The 22,628-nt window shown below is 69.7% G+C and carries 13 protein-coding genes; 4 read left to right on the forward strand and 9 right to left on the reverse strand.

Translation table 11 applies throughout. The annotated features are described in order from the left end of the window. Positions 1–73: 73 nt before the first annotated feature. Both IF00_RS0101870 and IF00_RS0101875 read right to left on the reverse strand, forming a co-directional pair. Positions 74–2,947, reverse strand: a complete 2,874-nt coding sequence (locus IF00_RS0101870; RefSeq protein ID WP_030313426.1) for an FG-GAP repeat domain-containing protein — start codon at positions 2,945–2,947, stop codon at positions 74–76. Continuing rightward, positions 2,944–5,490 carry a S8 family serine peptidase gene (locus IF00_RS0101875; protein WP_030313432.1) on the reverse strand — a complete coding sequence of 849 codons (2,547 nt, stop codon included), beginning with the start codon at positions 5,488–5,490 and terminating at the stop codon, positions 2,944–2,946. The genes IF00_RS0101870 and IF00_RS0101875 overlap by 4 nt, the downstream gene beginning before the upstream one ends. A 1,764-nt stretch (positions 5,491–7,254) precedes the next feature. Here IF00_RS0101875 and IF00_RS0101890 point away from each other — a divergent pair. Beyond that, complete coding sequence (locus IF00_RS0101890; protein ID WP_030313435.1) at positions 7,255–8,415, forward strand: cellulase family glycosylhydrolase; 1,161 nt, start codon at positions 7,255–7,257, stop codon at positions 8,413–8,415. 62 nt (positions 8,416–8,477) lie between these two features. On the opposite strand, the gene IF00_RS0101895 is transcribed toward IF00_RS0101890, so the two are convergent. Both IF00_RS0101895 and IF00_RS47970 read right to left on the reverse strand, forming a co-directional pair. Next, a complete protein-coding gene (locus IF00_RS0101895; RefSeq protein WP_030313438.1) occupies positions 8,478–10,238 on the reverse strand; it encodes an ABC transporter ATP-binding protein in 1,761 nt (586 codons plus the stop codon). Beyond that, positions 10,235–11,197, reverse strand: coding sequence for a cellulose binding domain-containing protein (locus IF00_RS47970; RefSeq protein ID WP_078944495.1), 963 nt, complete (start codon positions 11,195–11,197; stop codon positions 10,235–10,237). Before IF00_RS47970 ends, IF00_RS0101895 begins: the two co-directional genes overlap by 4 nt. A gap of 245 nt (positions 11,198–11,442) precedes the next feature. Between IF00_RS47970 and IF00_RS0101900 the strand changes: the two genes are divergently transcribed. Next, positions 11,443–12,459: a LacI family DNA-binding transcriptional regulator gene (locus IF00_RS0101900; RefSeq protein WP_245234392.1), complete on the forward strand. Its 1,017-nt coding sequence runs from the start codon at positions 11,443–11,445 to the stop codon at positions 12,457–12,459. A 75-nt stretch (positions 12,460–12,534) separates the two neighbouring features. On the opposite strand, the gene IF00_RS0101905 is transcribed toward IF00_RS0101900, so the two are convergent. The 3 genes from IF00_RS0101905 to IF00_RS0101915 form a co-directional block, all read right to left on the reverse strand. Further along, the gene (locus tag IF00_RS0101905; RefSeq protein WP_030313442.1) at positions 12,535–13,416 is read right to left on the reverse strand and encodes a carbohydrate ABC transporter permease; all 882 of its coding nucleotides are present in this window, start codon (positions 13,414–13,416) and stop codon (positions 12,535–12,537) included. Further along, positions 13,413–14,435: a carbohydrate ABC transporter permease gene (locus tag IF00_RS0101910; RefSeq protein ID WP_425338246.1), complete on the reverse strand. Its 1,023-nt coding sequence runs from the start codon at positions 14,433–14,435 to the stop codon at positions 13,413–13,415. The genes IF00_RS0101905 and IF00_RS0101910 overlap by 4 nt, the downstream gene beginning before the upstream one ends. Before the next feature lie 81 nt (positions 14,436–14,516). Next, complete coding sequence (locus tag IF00_RS0101915; RefSeq protein ID WP_030313446.1) at positions 14,517–15,842, reverse strand: ABC transporter substrate-binding protein; 1,326 nt, start codon at positions 15,840–15,842, stop codon at positions 14,517–14,519. 275 nt (positions 15,843–16,117) lie between these two features. Here IF00_RS0101915 and IF00_RS0101920 point away from each other — a divergent pair, with 275 nt between their 5' ends. Beyond that, a complete protein-coding gene (locus IF00_RS0101920) occupies positions 16,118–18,517 on the forward strand; it encodes a glycoside hydrolase family 2 protein (RefSeq protein WP_030313452.1) in 2,400 nt (799 codons plus the stop codon). Then, complete coding sequence (locus tag IF00_RS0101925) at positions 18,514–19,560, forward strand: LacI family DNA-binding transcriptional regulator (RefSeq protein ID WP_030313455.1); 1,047 nt, start codon at positions 18,514–18,516, stop codon at positions 19,558–19,560. The genes IF00_RS0101920 and IF00_RS0101925 overlap by 4 nt, the downstream gene beginning before the upstream one ends. Before the next feature lie 176 nt (positions 19,561–19,736). Here the strand turns inward: IF00_RS0101925 and IF00_RS0101930 are convergent, their stop codons facing one another. Both IF00_RS0101930 and manA read right to left on the reverse strand, forming a co-directional pair. Then, positions 19,737–21,044 (reverse strand): cellulase family glycosylhydrolase, encoded by a 1,308-nt coding sequence (locus IF00_RS0101930; RefSeq protein WP_030313458.1) that lies wholly within the window; start codon positions 21,042–21,044, stop codon positions 19,737–19,739. Positions 21,045–21,388: 344 nt separating this feature from the next. After that, positions 21,389–22,573, reverse strand: a complete 1,185-nt coding sequence (manA, locus tag IF00_RS0101935; RefSeq protein ID WP_030313460.1) for a mannose-6-phosphate isomerase, class I — start codon at positions 22,571–22,573, stop codon at positions 21,389–21,391. Positions 22,574–22,628: the final 55 nt, after the last annotated feature.

Below are 22,628 nucleotides of genomic sequence, written 5' to 3' on the forward strand. Positions count from 1 at the left end.
TCGGCACGAGGGGCAGGGGCGGCGCGCGCCGCCCCTGCCCCTCGTGCCCACGCCCCTTCCTTGTGCCGTCGTGTCAGGACCTGCTGAGCTTCACCACGATCAGGCCGTGCAGCGGGTCGTCGGAGAGCCGGTAGCGGGCACCCGACTGCTCCATCGCCTGGTCGTGGCCTACCGTGTCCAGGGGGGTGCCGATCAGCTCGTCCTCGCCGTCGCCGTCGAGGTCGGCCGCGGTGATGCCGCGTGTGCTGAGGGCGGTCTGCCGGACCAGGGACGACGGGTAGTTCACGGTGCCGGCCAGGATCGACGGGTCCCACACGTCCCAGCCTCCTTCGCCACCCGCCGCGAGCAGCCGCTGCCCGCCCGGTCCGGTGAGGAACGTTCCGCTGTGCACGGGCGGCAGCGTGAACACCTTGGAGTCCTTGCCACCCGGCCCGTATGTGGTGAACGAGGCGGTGCCGGTCAGGACCAGTCCCTCGGGCCCGGTGGACCAGGTCCCCACCGTGTTGAAGCCGCCCGCGTTCGCCGCGTGCAGCACCTCGCCCGTACGGCCGTCCCGTATCTCCACCCTGGTCTTCGGGCCGACGGCGTCCTCGACCGTCCAGACCATGACCACCGCGTGCCCGTCGGCGTACGGGATGTCCTTCGAGGCGAAGGTGCCGTTCCCGATCAGCGAACCGTAGATCGGGCTGCCGTCGTACGCCGGGTCGGCCGTCCAGGCCACCTGGCCGGAGGTCGCCTCCAGGGCGAAGCCGTCGGTCGTGATGTCGGCGGCCTCCAGGGTGCCGTGGGTGTTGTACGTGCCGAAGACCCTGCCGTCCTGGAACGCGAGGTCGGAGACGTACACGGCGGGCCCCTCGGGCGTGTACGTCCACAGGGGCCTGCCGGTCCCGGAGTAGGCGCGGACCCGGTCCGTCGGCACGAAGACCTCGGAGCGACCGTCGCCGTCGGCGTCCCCCGCGGTCACGGAGCGGACCAGCTGTCCCTCGCCGTCGATGTCGGCGAGGGTCCGACCGTCCCGGACGCGCAGCACGAGGGCGGAGGTGCCGTCGGCGACGACCAGTTCGGGCTTCCCGTCGCCGTCGGTGTCGGCGAGCTGGAGGCCGTAGACACGGCCCGGAAGGTCCTTCTTCCACAGCAGCTTGGGCTTGCCCGCGACCAGGGACGGGCCGTCGTAGGCCCACAGGCCGTGCGACTCGCCTCCTGCGACGAGGTCCTTCCTGCCGTCGCCGTTGACGTCCACGGCCCGCACCACCGACAGATCGCCCTGGAGGGCGGTCAGATCGGTGCGCCTTCCGTTGTCCAGTTTGTACGTGTGGATGTTCTGGTCCGGGTCGACCGTCCGCGCGTACCAGGCATCGCCCTTGCGGAACGGCTCCGCGTACATCTGCGAGGCGACCGGTCCGGTGTGCTCCCAGCGGACGGCGCCCGACCTTCCGGCGAAGGAGACGATGCGCGCGTAGCGCGAGCCGCCGTAGTTCGTGGCACCCTCATGGCCCTCGGTGACCGTGTAGGAGGCCAGGATCTGCCCGGCGACCACCTTCAGGCCGAAGGCGGACGGCCCGTCCTGGTGGTTTCCTGCCTCACGCTTCGTCGTGTCCGACCACAGCTGGGTGGCACCGTCGTCACCTCCCAGGGTGCGCACGGTCGTGGCGTTGATCCAGAGGTTCGGGTCGAGGGTGTCCTCGCTGACGACGTACTCAGGCAGCTTGTCGCCGCTGACGTCGCCGGTGGTCAGGCCGAGAGCGACGGCGTTGACGCGGGTGTCGAGCGTGCTGCGGGAGCCGTCGGGGAGGGCGTACGCGGCCAGCTGGTACGTGACACCGTCGGTGGCGTCGGCCTGCTCCAGGGCGACGAGGCGCTCGCGTGTGGAGTCGAGACGGAGCTGCCGCGAGTAGAGCGCGCCGTCGGCCTTCCAGAGGGTCGTTCCCGCATCGGTGTCCAGGACCGCTGTATGGCTCTCGCCGGCGGCGGTGGTGGTCTTCCGCACGTTCCAGGAGACCGCGAGGCGTCCGGAACCGAGCTGCAGGAGGTCGCCCCAGCGGGCGGCCCGCACGCCGGTGTCGTACGTCCAGAGCCGCTCCGCGCTGAGCGCGCCGTCCGTGTACGAGAAGCGGAATGCCTGGAGGGTGGCGGTGGCGGTGGCCGGGGCGCTGCTGTTGGTCACCGGCTGGTCGGCGACCACGAGCGTGCCGTCCACGAGTGCGATCTGCTGGGCGTCCGCGAAGAGCCTGCTCCACAGCGTCCTGCCGGTGGCGCCGTCCAGGAGGGTCACGAACGTCCCGGTGGAGAGCGTGGAGCCGGGCACGGTGAAGGCCCGCGACGGCTTGACGCCGACCTCGGCGGTGAAGGCGATGTCGGCGACACCGTCTCCGGTGAGGTCGCCGGTGGCGAATCCGTGCTCGGAGGCATCGGTGAACGGGCTGACCGCGTTGTAGCCCATGGTGATGCGGGCCGGTCCCGGCTCGACCAGCCACGGTCGCACCGGCTTGACCTGCCACTCCGCGTACAGCGACGCGTTGTCCCGGCGCCAGATCTCCTGGCCGTCGGCGGAATGCCGGGCGACGCTGCCGAGGCTGTGCAGGACGGCGTACCCCCCGCTGGTGCCGGAGAGGGCGGTGGTCGCGGCCATGCCGCGGCTGGTCTCCAGGGTGGTGGTCCGCGCGCTGAGTGCCGATCCGGCGGTGGCGTCGTCGAGCGACGAGAGCGGAGCGTCGGGCGCGTCCCCGTGCTGTTCCACACCCACGCTCGCCGCCGAGGTGTCGGCGTTCGCGTAGGGGTCGACCTGGATGCGCTGTTCCAGGCTGCGAGCCTGGTCCTCGGTCAGGACGCGGGCGCCGTCGGTGCCGTAGTCGTCGGCGAGGGCGGTGCCGGGCAGCGTGCCGAGGGTGAGGCCGGCCGCGACGAGGGCGGAGGCGAGAGCGAGGGCCCGCCGGGAGTGCGGAGTCATGAGGTGGCCTTCGGGGTGAAGCGGATGGCGGAGTGGTCCGTGAGGACGGTCTGGTCGAAGGAGTAGCCGAGGGCGTCCGTGCCGGCCTGGTTCTCGATGCCGATGGTCGCGCTGCCCCCCTTCGTACGGGAGTCGGCGCCGACGCCCTGGTACTGGAGGGTGATCGCGCCCGTGGCCTCGTCGAAGACGGCCTCGAAGGTGATGCGGGCGGTGGTGTCCTCGGCGAAGGCGGCGTTGTTCCAGACGATCGCGAACGTGCGGTGGCCCGGGGTGCCGGTGGTGGCCGTCATCACTGTGGCCTTCTTGTCGACGATCAGGTCGTCCCAGAGTGCGGCCACGACACCGTTGGGCTGCGCGGCGCTCGGCAGCGCGACGTTGGTGTAGTCGCCGAGGCGGGGGGCGAGGAAGTTGACCAGGCCGTTGGTGGTGACGCTCGCCGACGTGTACGAGGTGCCGTAGAAGCTCACGGGGAACGGCAGCGCGAGCGTCTTGGCGTTCTCGTCGCCGGTCAGCCCGGTCTTGGTGGTGCCGTTGATCCATCGGTACGCCGCAGGGGCACAGGAAGTGCCGCTGGTGTCGGTGCGCGGGGGCAGCGCGGCCGTGACCGTCTCGTCGCCGTCCACGGTCACCGAGGTGGAGTGGACACCGTTGCAGAGGGCGGGTGAGGCGGGGGTGGTCCGCAGGGTGAAGGTGCCCTCGGCGACGGCCGGGAGGCGGAAGGCGCCGGTGGCGTCGGTGGTCACCGGGGTCACGGGGGCGTCGGTGAACTGCACGGTGGCGCCCTTGAGCGGCTTGCCCGTCACGTCGAGGACGGTGCCGGAGACGGTGCGCGTCGGGACGGCGCCTAGCGCGATGTCGTGGGTGGCCTGCTCACCGGTGGTGAGGGCGAGGCCTTCCGCGGTGGCGGTCGCGTAGCCGTATCGGCTCGTGGTGACGGTGTAGGTGCCGGCGTTGACGTGCAGCGTGTACGTGCCGTCGGCGGCCGTCGTGACCTGGCGCCTGACGTCGCCGGCACGGAAGTCGACCAGGGCGCCGGACACCGGGGTACCGGTGGCCGCGTCCCTGACGGTGCCGGTCACGGTCGCGGCGCTGCGCGGGGCGGCGTTCACCGAGGCGAGGACGTCGAGCTTGCCCTCGCCCCAGACGTTGTTGGCGTCGGCGGTGCCGCCGCAGTGAGTGTCGTCCACGTCGACCGCGCCGTCGTTCAGGATCTGACGGGTCTCGTCGATCTTGCCGATGAGCGACGGGGCCGCCGACCAGAGCAGGGCCACGGCTCCGGCGACGTGCGGGGTCGCCATCGACGTACCGTTGATGGCCTTGTACGTCGAACCCGGCCATGTGGAGCGGATGTTGACGCCCGGCGCGGAGATGTTCGGCTTCATCGAGCCGTCGACGAGGGACGGGCCGAAGCCGGAGAACTTGGCGATCTTGCCGTCGGATCCGTACGCGCCGACGCCGTAGGCCGGCGCCTGCGAGCCGGGAGCGTGCCCGGTCGAGCAGGTCACGCCGTCGCCGTCGTTGCCGGAGGCGAACGCCTCGAAGATTCCGGCCGCGTTCCAGGCCTCGACGATGTCCTGGTAGAACGTCGTGTCGCCGCCGCCCCAGGAGTTGTTGACGATGTCGGGGGCCAGGTCGGGACGCGGGTTCCGCCCGTTGCTGTCGGTCGGGGCGAGGATCCACTGTCCGGCCGCGAGCAACGAGGAGTCCGAGCAGGACGTCGACTCACAGCCCTTGGCGGCCATCCACGTCACGCCGGGCGCGACGCCGACACCGCCCGCACCGGCCATGGTGCCCATGGTGTGGGTGCCGTGACCGTTGTTGTCGCAGGGCGCCGAGGTGGTGCACTGGCCGGTCGGGTCGTACCAGTTGTAGTCGTGCGTGAAGGAGCCGTCGCCGTTGTTGCCGCGGTAGTTGCCGACGAGCGCCGGGTGGTCGTACTGCACACCGGAGTCGATGTTGGCGATGACGATGCCTTCACCCCGGTCTTCGTACTGGTCCCACACCTGGTCGGCCTTGACGTCCTTCACGCCCCACTCGGGGGTGACCGGGTCGGCATCGGTGGCCGCGTCGCCGGTGACGGCGCTCTCCGTCGCGTCGAGCGCGTAGTGGCGCTCCTGGACGATCCTCTCCACGTCCGAACGCCGGGCCAGCTCGTCCACGAGCTCCTCGTCACCGGTCACCTTGAGGGCGTTGGCGATCCAGAACGACTCGTAGCCGACCTTCTCCTTGTCGAGGAAGGCGCGCAGCGACTGCTGGCTGCCGCGGGCCTTGTCGCGCAGGGCGGTGAAGGCCGCGGTCGTCTTCGCCGCGTGGCTGCCCCTGCGCTTGGCGCCGGACAGGTCCGCCTGGCTCTTCAGCACCACGAAGAAGGTCGAGTCCTCCCCCTCCCCGAGGGTGTCGAGCAGTGCGGAGTCCACCTTGGGAGACGGCGCGGGGGCGGGGGCGGCCGCCGCGGACGGGGGGCCGATCAACGCGGCCGCGGCCGTGACCACGGCAGCGGCCCACGCGGCGGATCTACGCCGGGGGGACGGGGGCAGGTGCATGGGAGTGCTCCTCCAGGGCTGGTGCGGGGGAGGCCCGCCGCCTTCGGCTCTTGGGGGAGAGCCGGGGCGGGCGACGTGCCGGATCCGGACGCTAGGGAGAGGGCGTTACAGAGGAATTACCGACCGCATGAGGTCCACTCCGGAGCCTCCCCGGCCTCTCACCGGCCCCATGGCTGCCGGCGGCCGCCGCACCCCCTGGTCGCAGCCCCGTCGGCACGGCACAACTCCGCCGCCCCGACCCTGGTAATGCGCGGGTAACACCGCCTGCCTAACGTGCCTCCCGCCCCGCCGGTGAGCTTCTCGGCTCACACCGGCACACACTGCCGAAAGCGCCTTGCCCCATGCCCCAGAACGCGGATTTTCCACCGGCGCCGGGCGCTGCGATCGACGCCGTGGGCGCGGTCCTCGCCCTGCCCGGGGCGGCCCCGGTCACACGTCTCCTGACCGGAGCGTGAGGCCGGACGCCCCGGCGGGAACCCGCCGACGGTGGGCGGGTGGTCCGGCGAGCAGCACCGTGGACTCGGCACTCCCTCGGGCGATCCCCGCGGTGTAGTCGCCGGATGAATGCGCGTCGGCACCGACGTCCCGTGGGGGGTACGGAGGTTCCACGCGTACGGAGGCGCCGCCCGGTCCGAGGGCCGGGCGGCGCACTGTCGCACCAACCGCATGAGCAGCTCCGAGGATCGGCCCGGCTGGCCTTCCCTGCGGCTCGCGACCGCTCACCAGGCCGAATCGGCCCACCTCGTGGCGACCACCACGGCCCGCCTGCGGGCCGCCACCGGCCTCGGTCTCGATGTAATAGCGTCGGCGACTGTGCCGAATCGTGGGAGGTCCGCGAAGAGCTTCTTCACCCGGCGCCGTTCCATGCCCTCGGTGAAGTAGCCGCCCGGACCGCGCAGCGGATACCCGTCCCTCGTGGCGCCGTGCTTGGCCTCGTACCGCTCGATCGCCTCCCGCACCGACCGCGGCAGCGGCACCTCAGGCCCCCCGCCTTGCGGTGCTTCAGCTTCGCCGGCTTCAGCGTGTTGGAGTGGATCTGCTCGCGCACCCGGTACACGTCCTGCGCCACGACATTGTTGACATCACCGCCCGCGCCTCACCATTGCGCAGACCGCACCCCGCATCATGACGATCTCCAGCACCAATTCTTCGTCGGCTACGGCCAGTGCTTTCGTCACGTGGTCGAGGGACGGAATGGCGACCGTTCCCCGCACGTATTCGACTCATGCCGACCGGATGCCGACTTGCCTGATGAGCCATCAATACGAGGGAGGCCAGTCCACCCACACGGACGACGACTGTCCACGCACCGACGCGTCGGGCATCAGCCTCGCTCTGCCTCATGGGACACGGTCCCCCCGAAGCACCACGCCGGCCGGCATGCCGATGAAGATCGACCAGCGAACTGCACGGTCCGGCGGCTGATGGATGTGCGACGCCGTGTGCGGCGGAGCCTCGAACGCGGCCTGCCCCGGCGGTTCGGTTCGGCAAGCCACGGTTCAGTAGACACATGAGTGACACGCGATATCAGAGCCATGAGAACAGCTACACGTTCAGTGCAGGTTCACTGAACTGACTTCACCACCTCCTCTCTTCGCCATGAAATCGCCCTTCATGCTTGACACCGATTCGGCCACGGGTGCCTCATGGTGGACACCCCCGGCGCGCGGACCAGCGGCTCGGTCTTTGCGCTCTGACAACGTTGTCTCATTGTCAGAGTGCTGCGCACACGGGCTCCTTCCCGTTTCCCTTATGAGGAGAGGCATGACCAAGTCATCGCGCAGGACGTGGCTGACGGCCGCCGGCAGTGCCCTCGCCGGCGTCGTCGGGCTGCTGTTGCCCGTCTTCGGAACCGCCGGAGCCGCCCAGGCCGCCGACAGCGGCATCCACGTCGGCAACGGCCGGATCTACGAGGCCAACGGCAACGAATTCGTGATGCGGGGCGTGAACCACGCCTACGCCTGGTACCCGGGCGAGACCGACGCCATCGCCGACATCGCCGCCAAGGGTGCAAACACCGTCCGCGTCGTCCTCTCCAGCGGCGACCGCTGGACGGAGACGACCTCTTCGCAGCTGGCGTCGATCGTCGACGACTGCAAGACCAGCAAGGTCATCTGCGTCCTGGAAGTGCACGACACCACCGGATACGGCGAGGACGGCGCCGCCGCCACCCTCGGCCAGGCCGCCGACTACTGGGTGGGCGTCAAGAGCGCCCTCAGGGGCCAGGAGGACTACGTCGTCGTCAACATCGGCAACGAGCCCTTCGGCAACAGCGGTTACTCCGCCTGGACCGCCGCCACAAAGACTGCCATCAGCAAGCTGCGGAACGCCGGCATCGAGAACGCGCTCATGGTCGACGCTCCCAACTGGGGCCAGGACTGGTCGAACACGATGCGCGACAACGCGGCCTCGGTCTTCGCCTCCGACCCCCGCCGCAACACGATCTTCTCGATCCACATGTACGGCGTGTACGACACGGCCGCCGAGGTCCAGGGCTACCTGAACCACTTCGTGAACAACGGACTCCCCATCGTCGTAGGAGAGTTCGGAGACAACCACAGCGACGGCAACCCCGACGAGAACGCCATCATGGCCACCGCCCGCTCGCTGCGCGTCGGCTACCTCGGCTGGTCCTGGAGCGGCAACGGCAGCGGCGTCGAGTACCTCGACATGGTCACCGGGTTCGACGCCGGCTCCCTGACCGCCTGGGGCAACCGCTTCTTCCACGGCGCCGACGGCATCGCCGCCACCTCCACCCGCGCCACGATCTACGGCGGCGGAGGCGGAGGCGGTGGGACCGGCGGCACGGCTCCCAACGGCTACCCGTACTGCGTGAACGGCGCCTCCTCCGACCCCGACGGCGACGGCTGGGGCTGGGAGAACAGCCGCTCCTGCGTCGTCCGCGGCGGCGCCGCCGACCACTGAGGATCGAGGTGCCCTCCCTCCCCGTCCTCGGGAAGGGAGGGCGCCCCTCTTCGTACTGCGGGTCAGGCCAGCTGGGTCGCCTGGAGGCGCGCGTACGCGGAGCCCCGTTCGAGCAGTTCCCGGTGGCGTCCGGACTCCACCACCCGCCCCCGCTCCAGCACCACGATCCGGTCGGCCTGTCTGATCGTGGAGAGGCGGTGGGCCACGACGAAGACCGTCCGGCCGGCGACGAGGCGGGCGAGCGCCTCCTGGACCTGGGCCTCGGAGCGGGCGTCGAGCGCCGAGGTGGCCTCATCGAGCACCAGGACCCTGGGGTCGCGTATGAGAGCGCGGGCGATCGCGAGTCGCTGGCGCTGGCCGCCCGAGAGGCGGGTGCCGCGCTCCCCCACGATGGTGTCGAGGCCATCCGGCAGTGCGTCGACGAACTCGGCGGCGTTGGCGTCGCGGAGCGCGCTCCGCAGCGTCCCGTCGTCGACGTCCTCCAGGCCGTAGGTGACGTTCTCCCTGATGGTTCCCTCGAAGAGGACGGACTCCTGGGGGACGACGGAGACGAACCTGCGGTAGCTCCGCAGGTCGAGGTCGGCCATGTCCTGTCCGTCGAGGAGGACCCGACCCGCTGTGGGACGGTGGAAGCCGAGTACGAGGTTGAGCAGCGTGGACTTCCCCGCCCCGGAGCCGCCGACGATCGCGAGGGTGGTACCGACCGGCACGTCGAGGTCGACGTCGCTCAGAGCGGGCTCGCCACCGTCGCCGTGCGTGAGACCGGCGCCCTCGAACCGGAAGGCCCCGGCGACCGACTCCACCTGCCGCTTGCCGTCGTTGACCTCCAGGTCAGGTGCCTGGAGGACCTCGCCGACGGATTTGAGGGACTCCACTGCCTTGCCCACGACGGGGGCGAGAGCGAGCAGGCTGGTGACGGCCCCGGTGAGGGTGGAGAAGTAGGCGCTGAGCATGACGACCTCGCCCGCGGTGACCGACGCCCATCCGTAGTAGGCAACGAGGGCCGCGCCGGCGAGGCAGGCGGTACCGAGCCCGTTGAAGACGACCCAGGACAGTGAGCCGAAGCGGGCGTTGAGCAGGTCGAGTCGCGTCCCCTCCCTCTGTACCTGGTCGAGCTCGCGCCCGACCCGTCCCAGCGCCGTGCGCTCCAGGGCGTGGGCCCGGGTGATGGGGATGAGGGTGGTCATATCGCTGACCGAGGCGGACATGCGCTCCACCGAACGCCGGTAGGAGGTGTTCCCCTCGCCGAGCCGCGCGCGCAGGGCCCCGATCAGCAGCACCGCGACGGGGATCAGGACGAGGAAGACCGGCAGGAAGACCGGCGTGACCACGGCGATGACGGCCAGGCCGCCCGCCAGCGTGGCGACGGCGGTGAGTCCGTTGTCCGCCGTCTGCTGGATTCCCGTCTCCATCGTCTCGACGTCCCGGACCACTTTCGCGTGCAGCACGGACGAGCTGGTGCGGCTGTGGAAGCCGATGGACAGCTGCTGCATCCGGGTCACGAGGGCGGACCGCAGGTCGCGGCCGAGCCGCCGGATCGCCCCGTGCATCCAGCGGACGTACAGCAGGTGCAGCGGCGGGTTCAGGAGGAGGACCGTGAGCATCACGGCGCAGTTCCACCACAGTTCGGAGATCGCCCGGTGCTCGACAACGACGTCGATCACGTTGGCTGTCACCGGCGGGAGCAACCAGACGGGCGCGTGTTTCGCGAAGAAGATCGCGACGGCTCCGGCAAGCCGGGCGTGGTCGGGCCGAAAGAGATAGTGGACGGTGCGGATCGGGTGTTCGCCCCGGTAACGGTGGTCGAGCGGGCTGTGGTTCATGTCTTCTGCGGGCTTCCTTCGTCGGTGCCGGTCGCCCCTCTCGCCGTGGCACGCGTCCGGTAGCGGCGTGTGGGCCAGGGCTGAGGCTCACCGTGTACGAGGGCAGCCCGGTCCCGCGGCCTCAGGACGGCCGGGGCTCCCTGGGGAGAGGACGGCGGCGTGCTCTCGTAAGAGCATGCGGCGCGCGGGCCGTCCGATTCCAGTACCGACGGGGACCCGTCAAAGATTTGCGAAACTCTGACTAAATTCGCCCGTACCTCCTCGCCGTTCACGCGGATCTGCGGCAGCAAGCCGGAAAGCACTCGCGCGTGGGCATCCTCGACAACGGCCGGCCATGGGCTTCCGGGGCTGAATGCTGAAGTGGGGTGCCCGCTGAAGCGGACACCCCAGGTGCTGTGAGGTGTGCGGTCAGGTGGTGGTGCAGGGCTTCCCGTTGAGGGTGAAGGCGGTCGGCACCCCGTTGTGCCCGCCGACGACGTGCCGTTGAAGCCGAAGTTCACGGTCGTGCCGGGGACGATGGTGACGTTGTAGCCGGACGGGTTGGTCGCGGTGACGTTCCGCCTGTCCTGCTCGGGGACGGCGTTCCACATCTGAGTGATCCGCTGGTCACCCGGGAAGTCGAAGGCCAGCTGCCAGCCGGCGACGGGGGTGCCGCCGGTGTTGCGGATCGTCACGCCGCCGTTGAAGGTGGTGCCCCAGTCGGCGAGGGTATAGGTGACGGCGCAGCCGGCCGCCGCATGAGTCGTGGGCGGCGTGGTGGGCCCGGTCGGCTCCGTGGTGGGCGGGGCCGTGGGATCCGTCGGTCCGGGGGTGGGCGGCGTGGCCGGGTCGGTGGGGGTCGGGGACGGCGTGGTGGCTCTTCTTGCCCGTGGAACAGCACGGGGGGCGTGCTCATGGGGGGGTTCCCTTTCGTCCGGAGGGAGCTGGTGGAGAAACCGGTCGGCTACGGGGCGGCTCACCCGATCACAAATTAACCGGTTAATCGAAGGGAACCGCAGAGAGGGCCCGAGAGCATGTCAATGGATTCAACTGGCCTGCATTGCACGCCTGTTGAGTGGGAGCTCTCGATACCGAAGCCCGGCCGCCGCTTCGCGCTGTCGCCCCGTGCGCCCGCAGAAACCCGCCGTTGAGGGCCATGACCGGGCGGTAGAGTCGGGGTATCGAGATTGAGGATGGAGCTGGGGTGGCAGTGAAACGGCCGACGATGGCGGATATCGCGCGTCGGGCGGGTGTGTCGAAGGTGGCGGTCTCGTACGCGCTCAACGACCAGCCCGGAGTCTCCGAGGCCACCCGCGCCTCGATCAAGAGCATCGCCGAGGAACTGGGCTGGCGCGCCAACAGCGCCGCCCGGGCGCTGACCGGCGGGCGGGCACAGGCGGTCGGACTGGTCGTGCGGCGGCCGGCGCGGACGCTGGGGGTGGAGCCGTTCTTCATGGGGTTCATCAGCGGCGTGGAGACGGTGCTCGCCGAGCGGTCGTACGCGCTGATGCTCCAGATGGTGACGGACCAGGCGCAGGAGATCGAGGTCTGCCGGCGCTGGTGGGGAGAGCGGCGAGTCGACGGCGTCCTGCTCATGGACCTGCAGACCGATGACGCGAGGGTCGGCGCCGTCCGCGGCATGGACCTGCCCGCGGTGGCGATCGGCCCACCGGAAGCGGCCGGGGGCCTGCCGGCCATCTGGTCCGACGACGGCGAGAGCGTCCACGAGATCGTGCGGTACCTGGCGGCCCTGGGCCACCGGCGGATCGCGCGGGTGGCGGGCCCGGCCGCGTTCGCGCATACGGCGATCCGGGACGCCGCCCTCGCGGAGGCATGCCGGGAGGCCGGAATCCCCGAGGCGACGGTGGTGCACACCGACTACACCGGCGACGAAGGTGCTCGGGCCGCGCGGGCGCTGCTGATCGCGCCTCGAAGGCCGACTGCGATGGTGTTCGACAACGACATCATGGCGGTGGCCGCACTGTCGGTCGCACAGGAGCTGGGCCTGTCGATCCCGGCGGACCTGTCGATCGTGGCCTGGGACGAGTCGCCGCTCACGCAGGTCGTACGCCCGACGCTGTCGGCTGTCACCCGCGACATCCCGGCGTACGGAGCCCGTTCCGCGACCGCGCTGCTCGCCCTGATCGGTGGGGAGGACATCGGCAGCGTCCGCGAGGGCTACGCCTACTTCACCCCCCGGGGCAGCACCTCCGCTCCGCCTCCGGAGTCGGACGCGGGCTGATCGTCCGACCGCAGGGAGACCGAGGAGGCCGGACCGTCCCGTCGTCCGGCCGGCCTCACGTTCCGTCGCTCTTCCCTACTTGGTGGCTCCCTGTGAGAAGCCGTTGTAGATCCAGCGCTGGAGCAGCAGGAAGATGATCAGCGTCGGCAGGATGACGAGGATCGCCCCTGCTGAAATGGCCTCCCAATGGGCTCCGAAGGGGCCCTTGAAGCGGAAGAGCGCGGTGGAGATCGTGCCGAGGTCTTCGGAGTGCATGTACAGAAAGGGAATGTAGAAGTCGTTGTAAGTGGTGATTCCCTTGATGATGACGACCGTGGCGATCGCGGGCTTGAGCAGCGGGAAGATTATCTTCCGGTAGATCGTGAAGGCATTGGCTCCATCGAGCCGGGCCGCCTCGTCCAGCGAGGTGGGAATTCCCCGGATGAACTGCAGGAAGATGTACACGGACACGATGTCGGTACCCATGTAGAGCAGGATCGGGGCCCATCGGGTGTCGACGAGTCCGAAGCTGCTGATCACCTGGAAGGTGGCCACCTGCGTGGTGACGGCAGGCACGAGTGTGGCGATGAGGAATCCCGCCATGACGAGCTTCTTGCCCTGGAAGTCGAATCGGTCCACGGCGTACGCGGTCATCGAACCGATGATCACGGTGCCGCCGATGGAGAACAACAGGATGAACGCGGTGTTCCCGAAGGCCATCAACATGTGGCCGTCGTTGAACGCGGTGACGTAGTTCTCGAGGTTCAGCCAGTTCCCCGGCAGGGAGAGGGCGCCGCCCTCCTTGACCTCGTCCGAGGTCTTCAGCGAGGTGAGGAGGACCACGACGAGCGGGAGCAGGACGACCGCGGACGCCACGACGAGCGACAGGTACGTCAGGACGCTTCCGACGGGCAGGCGGCGCCTGGAGACGCGTGTGCCTGCGGGCGCGGGTGCTGCGGTGAGGTCGGGGGAGGTCATACGAGGTCCACCTTGTCGTCGGGCACGAGCCGGCGCTGGATCCAGGTGATCAGCAGGATGATCAGGAGGAGCACCACGGCCGCGGCCGAGGCCAGGCCGGTCTTGTTGAACTGGAAGGCAAGCTTGACCGTCTGGATGACGAAGGTCTGGGTGCCGGTCGCGCCGCCGGTCATGATGTAGGGAATCTCGAAGACCGAGAGTGAGCCGGAGATCGCCAGGATGACGCTGAGACTGATCACGGGTTTGATACTGGGCGCGATGATGTGCCGGAACTGCTTCCATTTCCCGGCGCCGTCCAGTTCGGCCGCCTCGTACAGCTCCCCGGGAATGGACTGAATCGCACCGAGGAAGAGGACGAAGTTCAGTCCGGTGAAGCGCCAGACGGAGACGCCGGCGAGGGACACGTTGGCAGAGGCCGGATCACCCAGCCACGGATGGTCGGTGGCCACGCCCAACCAGGACAGCACCGCGTCGAGCGTGCCGCCGTCCTGGAAGAAGTACAGGAACACGAAGCCGATCGCGACGCCGTTGATCAGATAGGGGAAGAAGAGAATCCCCTTGAAGAGGTTTCGGAACCGCAGGTCGAAGCTGAGGACCACCGCGAAGTAGAGCGCGACGGCGATCTGGACCACGGACGCGGCAAGGTAGTAGCCGCTGACGAAGAACACCCGGAACAGCTCGGGACGGGTGAAGATCTGTACGTAGTTGTCGAACCCGACGTTCTCCCGCTCCGGGCTCACCCCGTCCCAGTCCGTGAAGCTGTACGAGATCATGCTCGCCACGGGCACGTAGGTGAACGTGATCAGCAGGGCGAGAGGGGCGGCAAGAAAGAGCCAGGGCGTGATCCTGCGAAGCGGGGAGTCACGCCAGGATCGGGTCCGTCCGGTCGTGGTGCTGCGCCCGCTGCGCGGGGGCGGGCCACCTTGGGGGTCGCGCCGCATCCGTCTGCCTGTGCTGTCGCTGGTCGATCGCCCTGTCATGGCGGCGCCTTCTGGTGCAGTCTCGGTTGTCTGGGTCATGTCGGCCTTTCGTGTCCGCTGCCGCGGAAGGTCCAGGGGCCCCGGCCCGTGTCGTGCGGCCGGGGCCCACTCCGTCGGTAATCAGCTACCGACGGTCTTCGCCGCCTCGTCCCACCTCTTGTTCAGGTCGGCGAAGAAGTCCTCCAAGCTGCCCTTCTCGGCGCCGCGGGCCGTGTCGATCAGCTTCTGGCGGTAGTCCTGCTTGTTCAGCCCGATCTCCGCTGCGTCGTCGATGTCGTTCACCGCGGCCGTCTTGGCCTCTGAGCGGTCGAAGAAGGTGACATCGTTGTCAACGAATTCCTTGAGCGTGGCGGGCATGGGGGCGGACTTGACCGCGGAGACGACGCCCTCCTTCTCGGCGAAGCCCGACTTCTCGGTGAACCAGTCGATCCAGGCCCGCGCGGCGGTCTTGTTCTTCGAGTGCACGCTGACGGCCTGCTGGTAGTCGGAGACCAGTGCCGCGCAGAACTTCCCGGCCTTCTGGACGGGGAAGGGCATGAACCCGATGTCCGCCGGATTCAAGCCGGAGTCCTTCGCCACGCCCTGCATCTGTGTGATCGACCAGGAGCCCAGCATCATCGCGCCGATCTTGCCGTCGGCCAGCAGCGACTTGGAGTTCTCCCAGTTGGTGGTCGTCGGGTCCTTTTCCGACAGGCCCTGCTCGACGATGTCGTGGAGAAGGCCGTCGATCGTGCGGAGCTCGCTGCCCTCCTTCCACGGTGAGACCGGTCCTGCCAGCTTGTTGCCCGCCTGCGCGTCACAGCCGACCGAGCCGTTGTTGGCGGTCCACTGCACCAGCGGCCAGCCGTCCTTGAAGTTGGTGTAGTACGGGGTCGCCCCGGTCTTGGCCTTGACCGCCTTCAGCCCGTCGAGGAACTCCTGCGGCGTCTCAGGCCAGGCGGTGACGCCGGCCTTCCTCCACAGCGCCTTGTTGTACACGAAGCCGTTGGCGGTACCGAACTGGGCGATGCCGTAGACCTTGCCGTCGACCTCGGTCTTGTCGCTGAAGCGGTACCTCGACGACAACTCGGCCGTCGTTCCCAGGGGAGCGAAGAACTTCGGGTAGTCGTTCTTGGCCACCGCGCCGGGGATGAAGAGGACGTCGCCGTACGACTTGGCGCTCATCCGGATCTTCACCTCGCCCTCGTAGTCGGTGATCCCGTCGAAGGACACCTTGACCTTGGGGTAGATCTTGTTGAAGTCGGCGGCGTACTGCTTCAGCGCGCCGTTCTGCACCAGGTCGGTTCGCTGGGTGAGCACCTTGATCTCGCCCGACACCTCCTTCGGGTCGGCGGGAGCGGCGGCGGTCTCGCCTGTGGCACCGCCGCCTCCGCCTCCGCACGCCGACACGGTCAGCATCACGGCGGTCAGCAGCGCTCCCGAGAGCGCTGTGGTCTTCTTCCCCATGGCCCAACTCCTTCAAAGTCACGGCTCAGGTCATCGGTGGGATGACGGCACTATGTCAGCCAGTCGTGAACCGGTAAAGTGCTGATTTCCAGCGTGATGCCCAATCGTTACCGGGACCCGCCGATTGTCAAGGTCCGATGACGTCGTATGGCCGTTGCGCTACGCACCGTGCTGGTCGCGCTTCACCGGTTCATAGACAGTTAAGTAAATGTACGGCTAACTTGTCGGCCCGTACACGCATCCCGCCCACTGCCAGGCGATTGGAGCCGCACACCATGAAGGTTGTCACCGAGCTGCACGAAGGGTGGAGCCTGTGCCACGGAGGCGCACTGCTCCCGGCGCAGGTGCCCGGTTGTGTCCATACCGATCTGCTCGCCGCCGGGGCCATACCGGACCCGTTCCTGGGGCTGAACGAGACGGAGATCGCCTGGGTCGGGCGCCAGGCGTGGTCGTACGTGACCGACCTCGACGCCGACGACGACGGGCACGAGCGCTCCGAACTGGTCTTCGAGGGCCTGGACACCGCTGCCGAGGTCCTGCTCGCCGGCGCATCCCTCGGTACGGCCCGGAACATGCACCGCATCCACCGCTTCGACGTCACGGGCCGGTCGGGGCCGCTGGAAGTGCGCTTCGACTCGGCGTACGACGAAGCCGAGCGGGTCCGCGCGCTCACCGGCGACCGGCCCAACGTCTACCCCGAACCGTTCCAGTACATCCGCAAGATGGCCTGCTCCTTCGGCTGGGACTGGGGCCCGACCGTGGTGACGGCCGGCATGTGGCGGCCGGTGCGGATCGAGCGCTGGTCGACCGCCCGGCTCGCTGAGGTCCGCCCGCTCGTCACCGTGGACGACACGACCGGGCACCTCGAACTGCGGATCCGTGCCGCCCGCACCGAAAGCGGCACGGACCGCCCCCTCACACTGCGCGCCACGGTGGCCGGGGTGGTCGGCGAGACCTCCTTCGAGGGCACGGAGACCGTCCTCCGCCTCGAGGTGCCCGAGCCGGAGCTGTGGTGGCCGCGCGGATACGGCTCCCAGCCGCTGTACGGGCTCGACGTGGAGCTCCTGGACGAGGACGGCGCACCGCTCGACTCCTGGTCGCGGCGGATCGGCTTCCGCGACGTCACCGTCGACCGCTCCGCCGACGCGCACGGCACCGGCTTCACCTTCGTCGTCAACGGCGTGCGGATCTTCGCGCGCGGGGTCAACTGGATCCCGGACGACGTGCTCCCCTCCCGGGTCACGCCCGAGCGCTACCGCGCCCGCCTGACCCAGGCCGCCGCAGCCAACATCGACCTGGTCCGCATCTGGGGTGGCGGGATCTACGAGGACGACGCCTTCTACGACGTCTGCGACGAGCTGGGACTGATGGTCTGGCAGGACTTCCTCTTCGCCTGCGCCGCCTACCCCGAGGAGCAGCCGCTGCGCGGAGAGGTGGAGGCAGAGGCGCGTGACAACGTTGTCCGGCTGATGTCCCACGCCAGCCTCGTCCTGTGGAACGGCAACAACGAGAACCTCTGGGGCTTCCGCGACTGGGACTGGGAGGCCCCCCTCGCCGGCGACTCCTGGGGCGAGGGCTACTACCTCGGGATCCTGCCCCGGATCGTCGCCGAACTCGACCCGACCCGCCCCTACACGGCCGGGAGCCCCTGGTCCGGCTCCTGGGACCACCACCCCAACGACCCCAGGCACGGCACCCACCACTCGTGGGAGGTCTGGAACCGGCAGGACTACGCCGAGTACCGGACCGACGTCCCCCGCTTCTGCGCCGAGTTCGGCTGGCAGGCCCCGCCCGCGATCAGTACCCTGCGGCGAGCCCTGCCCGGCGAGGACCTCTCCCCGGACTCCCCCGGCATGATGCACCACCAGAAGGCCGAGGACGGCAACGGCAAACTGAACCGCGGCATCGAGCGCCACTTCGGGCTCCCCCAGGACGACTTCGACCGCTGGCACTACCTCGCCCAGGTCGTCCAGGCCCGCGCCGTCGCCGCCGGCATCGAGCACTGGCGCTCCCACTGGCCGGTCTGCGCGGGCACGGTCGTCTGGCAGCTCAACGACTGCTGGCCGGTGAGTTCCTGGGCCGCGATCGACGGCGACGGACGCCTCAAGCCGCTCTACCACGAGCTGCGCCGGGTCTACGCCGACCGCCTCCTCAGCCTGGTGCCCGCCGAGGAGGGGCCGATGCTCGCCCTCGACAACCAGTCCGGCACCACCTGGCGCACAACGGTCCTCCTGCGCCGCCTCGCCGCCGACGGCACCGTGCTGAAGGAGGCCTCGCTCGACCTGGAGGCCGCCGCCCGGACCGTGCTGCGGATGGTGATCCCGGCCTCACTGCTGCCCGAGGCCGACTCCGGCAAGGAGCTCCTCGTCGCCGACGCGGACGGTCTGCGGGCGGTCCATCTGCCGGTGTTCGACAGGGCGTTCGCCTACCCGGCGCCCTCGTACGACATACGGATCGAGCCGGCCGGGGACGGCGACTCGGTCGTGACCGTCACCGCCCGCACCCTCGTGCGGGACCTCCTGCTCCAGGCCGACCGGCTGACCCCCGCGGCGAGCGCCGACCACGGCCTGGTCACCTTGCTGCCGGGCGAGGAGGTCCGCATCGCGGTCCGCGGCTGGGCAGGCGGCGACCCGGAGTCCGTACGGGCCGCCCTGTTCAGCATAGGAGCGGCGTGAGCGCTCCAGCCTCTCCCATCCCCGGCCGGCGTGTCACGATCAACGACGTGGCCGCCCTGGCGGGGGTATCCAAAGGTGCGGTGTCCATCGCCTTCAACAACCGGCCGGGGGTGTCCCCGACGACCCGGGAGCGCATCTTCACGGCGGCCCGGGAGCTCGGCTGGAGCCCGAACCAGACCGCACGCAACCTCTCCGGCCGACGGACGGGGATCGTCGGCCTGGCACTCTGCCGGCCGGCCCGCCTCCTCGGGCTCGAACCCTTCTACATGGAGTTCATCTCCGGCATCGAGGACGTCCTCGCCGAACGGTCCTGCTCCCTCCTCCTCCGACTCGTGCGCGACCTGGAGGAGGAGTGCGCGCTGTACGAGGAGTGGTGGCGCAGCCGGACGGTCGGCGGGGCGATCCTGGTGGACTTCCACCGGGACGACCCGCGGATCCGCCGGCTACGGGCGCTCGGCATGCCCGTGGTGGCCGTCGGACATCCGTCCCTGACCGGCGGGTTCCCCTCGGTCTGGACGGACGACGCCTCGGCGGCGGCGGAAGCCGTGCGGTATCTGGCGGCGCTCGGGCACCGGCGGATCGCCCGCGTCGGCGGTCCCGCCGGCCTCGGCCACAGCGGCATCCGCGCCGCTGCTTTCGAGGCGACCATGGCCGAGCTGGGCCTCGATGGCCGGCGGCAGGTGGCGACCGGCTTCGTCGGGGAGGAGGGGGCACGCGCGACGCGCAGTCTTCTGACGGCCCCTGAACGTCCGACGGCCATCGTGTACGACAACGACATCATGGCCGTCGCCGGAGCGGCGGTGGCGGCCGAGATGGGGCTCGCTGTCCCTGATGACCTCTCGCTGCTCGCCTGGGACGACTCCCAGCTGTGCCGCCTGACCCATCCGCCGCTGTCGGCGATGAGCCACGATGTGCACCAGTTCGGCGAGCAGGTAGCCCGAACCTTGTTCGGAGTCATCGAGGGAACACACACGGGCCCCAACCAGGTGCCCACTCCCTCTCTGACGCCGCGTGGCTCGACGGGGCCGCCTCGGCGGACGTAGGCCAGCGCACGGCGTCGAGGGGCTGCCTCCGGGAGGCAGCCCCTCGACGCCGTGCGTCGTCCCGGTGGGGACGGTGGAAACGGACGAGGAGCGGGCTCATGGGCAGGGACGTGCCCACAGAACCCGCTCCTCTCGCACCCGGCGCGGCGGGGACGGTACGGGGGTCGGTACGGGGGTCAGCTCTTGGCGCAGGGAAGGCCGTCGAGGCTGAAGGAGGCGGGCACCGCACCGGGACCCGCGACGTTGACGCCGAAGCTCACGGCCCCGCCGGCCGGGACGGACTCGGACCAGGACTCACTGGTGGCACGTACCTGCCGGCCGGTCTGGGTGACGGACGCGTTCCAGGCGGAGTTCACCGTGGTACCGGACGGGAGGTCGAAGTCGAGCTTCCACCCCTTGAGGGGCTGTTCGCCGGTGTTGCGGACGGTGATGTCGGCGTTGAAGCCGGTGCCCCAGTCGTCCAGGCGGTAGGCGATGGAACAGCCGCGCCGGTACACGCCGGCCTCCTTCGAGGTCTGGCGGATGCCGTCGCGGCCGTGGAAGAGGCGCTCGCCCCAGGAGCTGAGCCGGCTCGCGTCGAAGCCGGTGGCGAGGTCGAGGTACTCGACGCCGCCGCCGTTGCCGCTCCAGGACCAGCCCAGGTAGCCGAGGTCCAGTCGGCGGGCGGTGGCCATGATGGCGTCCTCGTCGGGGTCACCGTCGGAATGGTCGTCACCGAACTCGCCGACCACGACGGGAAGCCCGCGGTCGACGAAGCTTCCGAGGTAGTCCTCGACCTCGGCGGCGGTGTCGTACACGCCGTACATGTGGATCGAGAAGACGGTGTTGCGGTCCGGGTCGGACGCGAAGACAGCGGGGGCGTTCTCGCGCATCGTGCCTGACCAGTCCTGCCCCCAGTTGGGCGCGTCGACCATCAGCGTGTGGTCGAAGCCGGCCGTGCGCATCCGTCCGATGGCGTCCCTGGTGTCCTGCGTCCAGGCGGTGTAGCCGGCGTTGCCGTGGGGCTCGTTGCCGAGGTTGACGATGACGTACTTCTCCTGCCCCTTGAGGGCGCTCGCCACCTCCAGCCAGTAGTCGACGGCCTCGGAGAGAGAGGCCGCACCGCCCTGCTCGCCGTATCCGGTGGTGTCGTGAGCCTCCAGGACGCAGACGAGCCGGTTGACCTTGCACTGCGCGACGACGTCCGCGACATCGGCGGCGTCGTTCTTCGTCCAGCGGGTGCCGGTGGAGAGCACCACCCGCACGGAGTTGGCGCCGAGGGCCTTGATGTCGGCGAGGGACTGCCCGGTGCGGCCGGAGTACCAGGTGTGGGCGTGGTTCACGCCGCGCAGGACGAAGTCCTTGCCGGTGGCGTCGACGAGGCGTCCGTCCACGACGCGGAAGCCGTCGGACCGCCCGGCGGCCTGGGCGGTGACGGGAACCGAGGTGATCGTGGCTGCGAGGGCGAGCAGCGTAGCTGCCGAGAGGACCCGTGTCCTGTTCATGTGGTGCTCCCAACTCGGTGCCGCGCCCGCCCCGGAAAAGGGCGGGGAACGACCGTGCCTGACATGGAGTGAGATCGCGGCTGTCCGGGGCTGGTCGCCCCTGCGGGCCCACAGGTGGTGGGCGAATCGCCGCCGGACCCCACTGCCCGGTGGTACTGCGGCTCGGTCCGGGCAGTGGGGATTAACCGCAGGTGCGGTTCAGGTCATCGCCTTCGTAGACCGGCGAGTTCTCCTGCCGATTCCTGGCGGCCGAGTTGAGGCTAGAGGTCGTCATGGTTGATGACAACAGCCGGAACATAACCGGTTAAGTTTAGTTGGGAGTTTTAGCGACACGCTGCCGTTCATCAGCGGAATCCAGCAGTGCCCGTCGTGGCACGGAAGGCCGTGCCGGCTCCCCCCAGGACGGCCTCGGCGCCCGCCGACACGTACACGGCCTGACCGGGGCCGATGCTGATGCTCTCCCCCGCCAGGGAAACGGTCATGCTGCCACGGACGCAGAGAAGGATCTGCGGTGCGTCCAGCCTCGCGCGTCGTCGTTCACCGGCGTGCAGGCGGCACCGCGACAGGCGGAAATCGTCCACCGGTGCCGGATACACCTCCTCTCCACCCTCCTCCCTCGGGGTCAGGACGCGGGCCGGGGGCGCGTCGAAGCGGACGACACGGGCCAGTTCCTCCGTGTCCACGTGCTTGGAGGTCAGTCCGCACCGCAGGACATTGTCGGAGCTCGCCATGATCTCCACCCCGAGCCCGGAGAGATACGCATGCGGGACTCCGGCCCCGAGGAACAGTGCCTCGCCAGGGCTCAGCTCCACGTATCGGAGCATCAGAGCGGACAGAAGTCCCGGGTCGCCGGGATGGGTCCTGGCAATGCGGGCATACGCAGCGAGGCGAGCCTCCGTGGTCCCTGCCGCCGCGGCTGCCAGCGCTTGGGCGACGGCATCGAGCAGGCCCGCGGGCGGCCGGAGGAAGGCCCGGAAGACCTCCGCAAGCGCCTGCCTCTCGGGAACGACGCGCAGGGTCTCGGCGTACGGCTGCAGCGCGTGCACTTCCAGGGAGTCGAACAGGTCGGCGGTGTGCGACGGGTTCCGGAAGCCGCACAGCCCCCGGAACTGGGTGAGGGCGACGATCATCTCGGGCTTGTGCTGGTCGTCGCGGTAGTTGCGGTGGGGTGCGTCCAGGGGCACACCGAGTGCGTTCTCCCGCGCGAATCCGGCCTGGGCCTGGGCGAGGTCCGGATGCACCTGCACCGAGAGCGGCGTATCGGCCGCCAGAAGCTTGAGCAGGAACGGGAGCCGGGACCCGAACCGGCGCACGGTGACCGCCCCGAGCTCGCCCTCCGGATCCCCGGACACGACCCGGTCCAGCGGCACCACCGCATCCCCCCGGGACACCCTGGAAGGCGCCGCTGGATGGGCACCCATCCAGAGCTCGGCCTGGGGGGCTCCGGTGGGCGGCACACCCATGAGCTCCGGCAGCAGGGTGCGCGAGCCCCAGTCGTAGGTCTGAACAGTGTTGAGGAGGAGATCCATGCTCATTTCCTGGAGTGCGTAACAGGTGGGGGCAGAGCGGGGACGCCGCAGGGCC

It is taken from the genome of Streptomyces flavochromogenes, assembly GCF_000717595.1.
Classification (GTDB): domain Bacteria; phylum Actinomycetota; class Actinomycetes; order Streptomycetales; family Streptomycetaceae; genus Streptomyces; species Streptomyces flavochromogenes.

Coding starts and splice junctions, on each gene's coding strand:
- IF00_RS0101870 (WP_030313426.1), bottom strand. CDS start 2,947: ATGACTCCGCACTCCCGGCGGGCCCTCGCTCTCGCCTCCGCCCTCGTC.
- IF00_RS0101875 (WP_030313432.1), bottom strand. CDS start 5,490: ATGCACCTGCCCCCGTCCCCCCGGCGTAGATCCGCCGCGTGGGCCGCT.
- IF00_RS0101890 (WP_030313435.1), top strand. CDS start 7,255: ATGACCAAGTCATCGCGCAGGACGTGGCTGACGGCCGCCGGCAGTGCC.
- IF00_RS0101895 (WP_030313438.1), bottom strand. CDS start 10,238: ATGAACCACAGCCCGCTCGACCACCGTTACCGGGGCGAACACCCGATC.
- IF00_RS0101900 (WP_245234392.1), top strand. CDS start 11,443: ATGGCGGATATCGCGCGTCGGGCGGGTGTGTCGAAGGTGGCGGTCTCG.
- IF00_RS0101905 (WP_030313442.1), bottom strand. CDS start 13,416: ATGACCTCCCCCGACCTCACCGCAGCACCCGCGCCCGCAGGCACACGC.
- IF00_RS0101910 (WP_425338246.1), bottom strand. CDS start 14,435: ATGACCCAGACAACCGAGACTGCACCAGAAGGCGCCGCCATGACAGGG.
- IF00_RS0101915 (WP_030313446.1), bottom strand. CDS start 15,842: ATGGGGAAGAAGACCACAGCGCTCTCGGGAGCGCTGCTGACCGCCGTG.
- IF00_RS0101920 (WP_030313452.1), top strand. CDS start 16,118: ATGAAGGTTGTCACCGAGCTGCACGAAGGGTGGAGCCTGTGCCACGGA.
- IF00_RS0101930 (WP_030313458.1), bottom strand. CDS start 21,044: ATGAACAGGACACGGGTCCTCTCGGCAGCTACGCTGCTCGCCCTCGCA.
- manA (WP_030313460.1), bottom strand. CDS start 22,573: ATGGATCTCCTCCTCAACACTGTTCAGACCTACGACTGGGGCTCGCGC.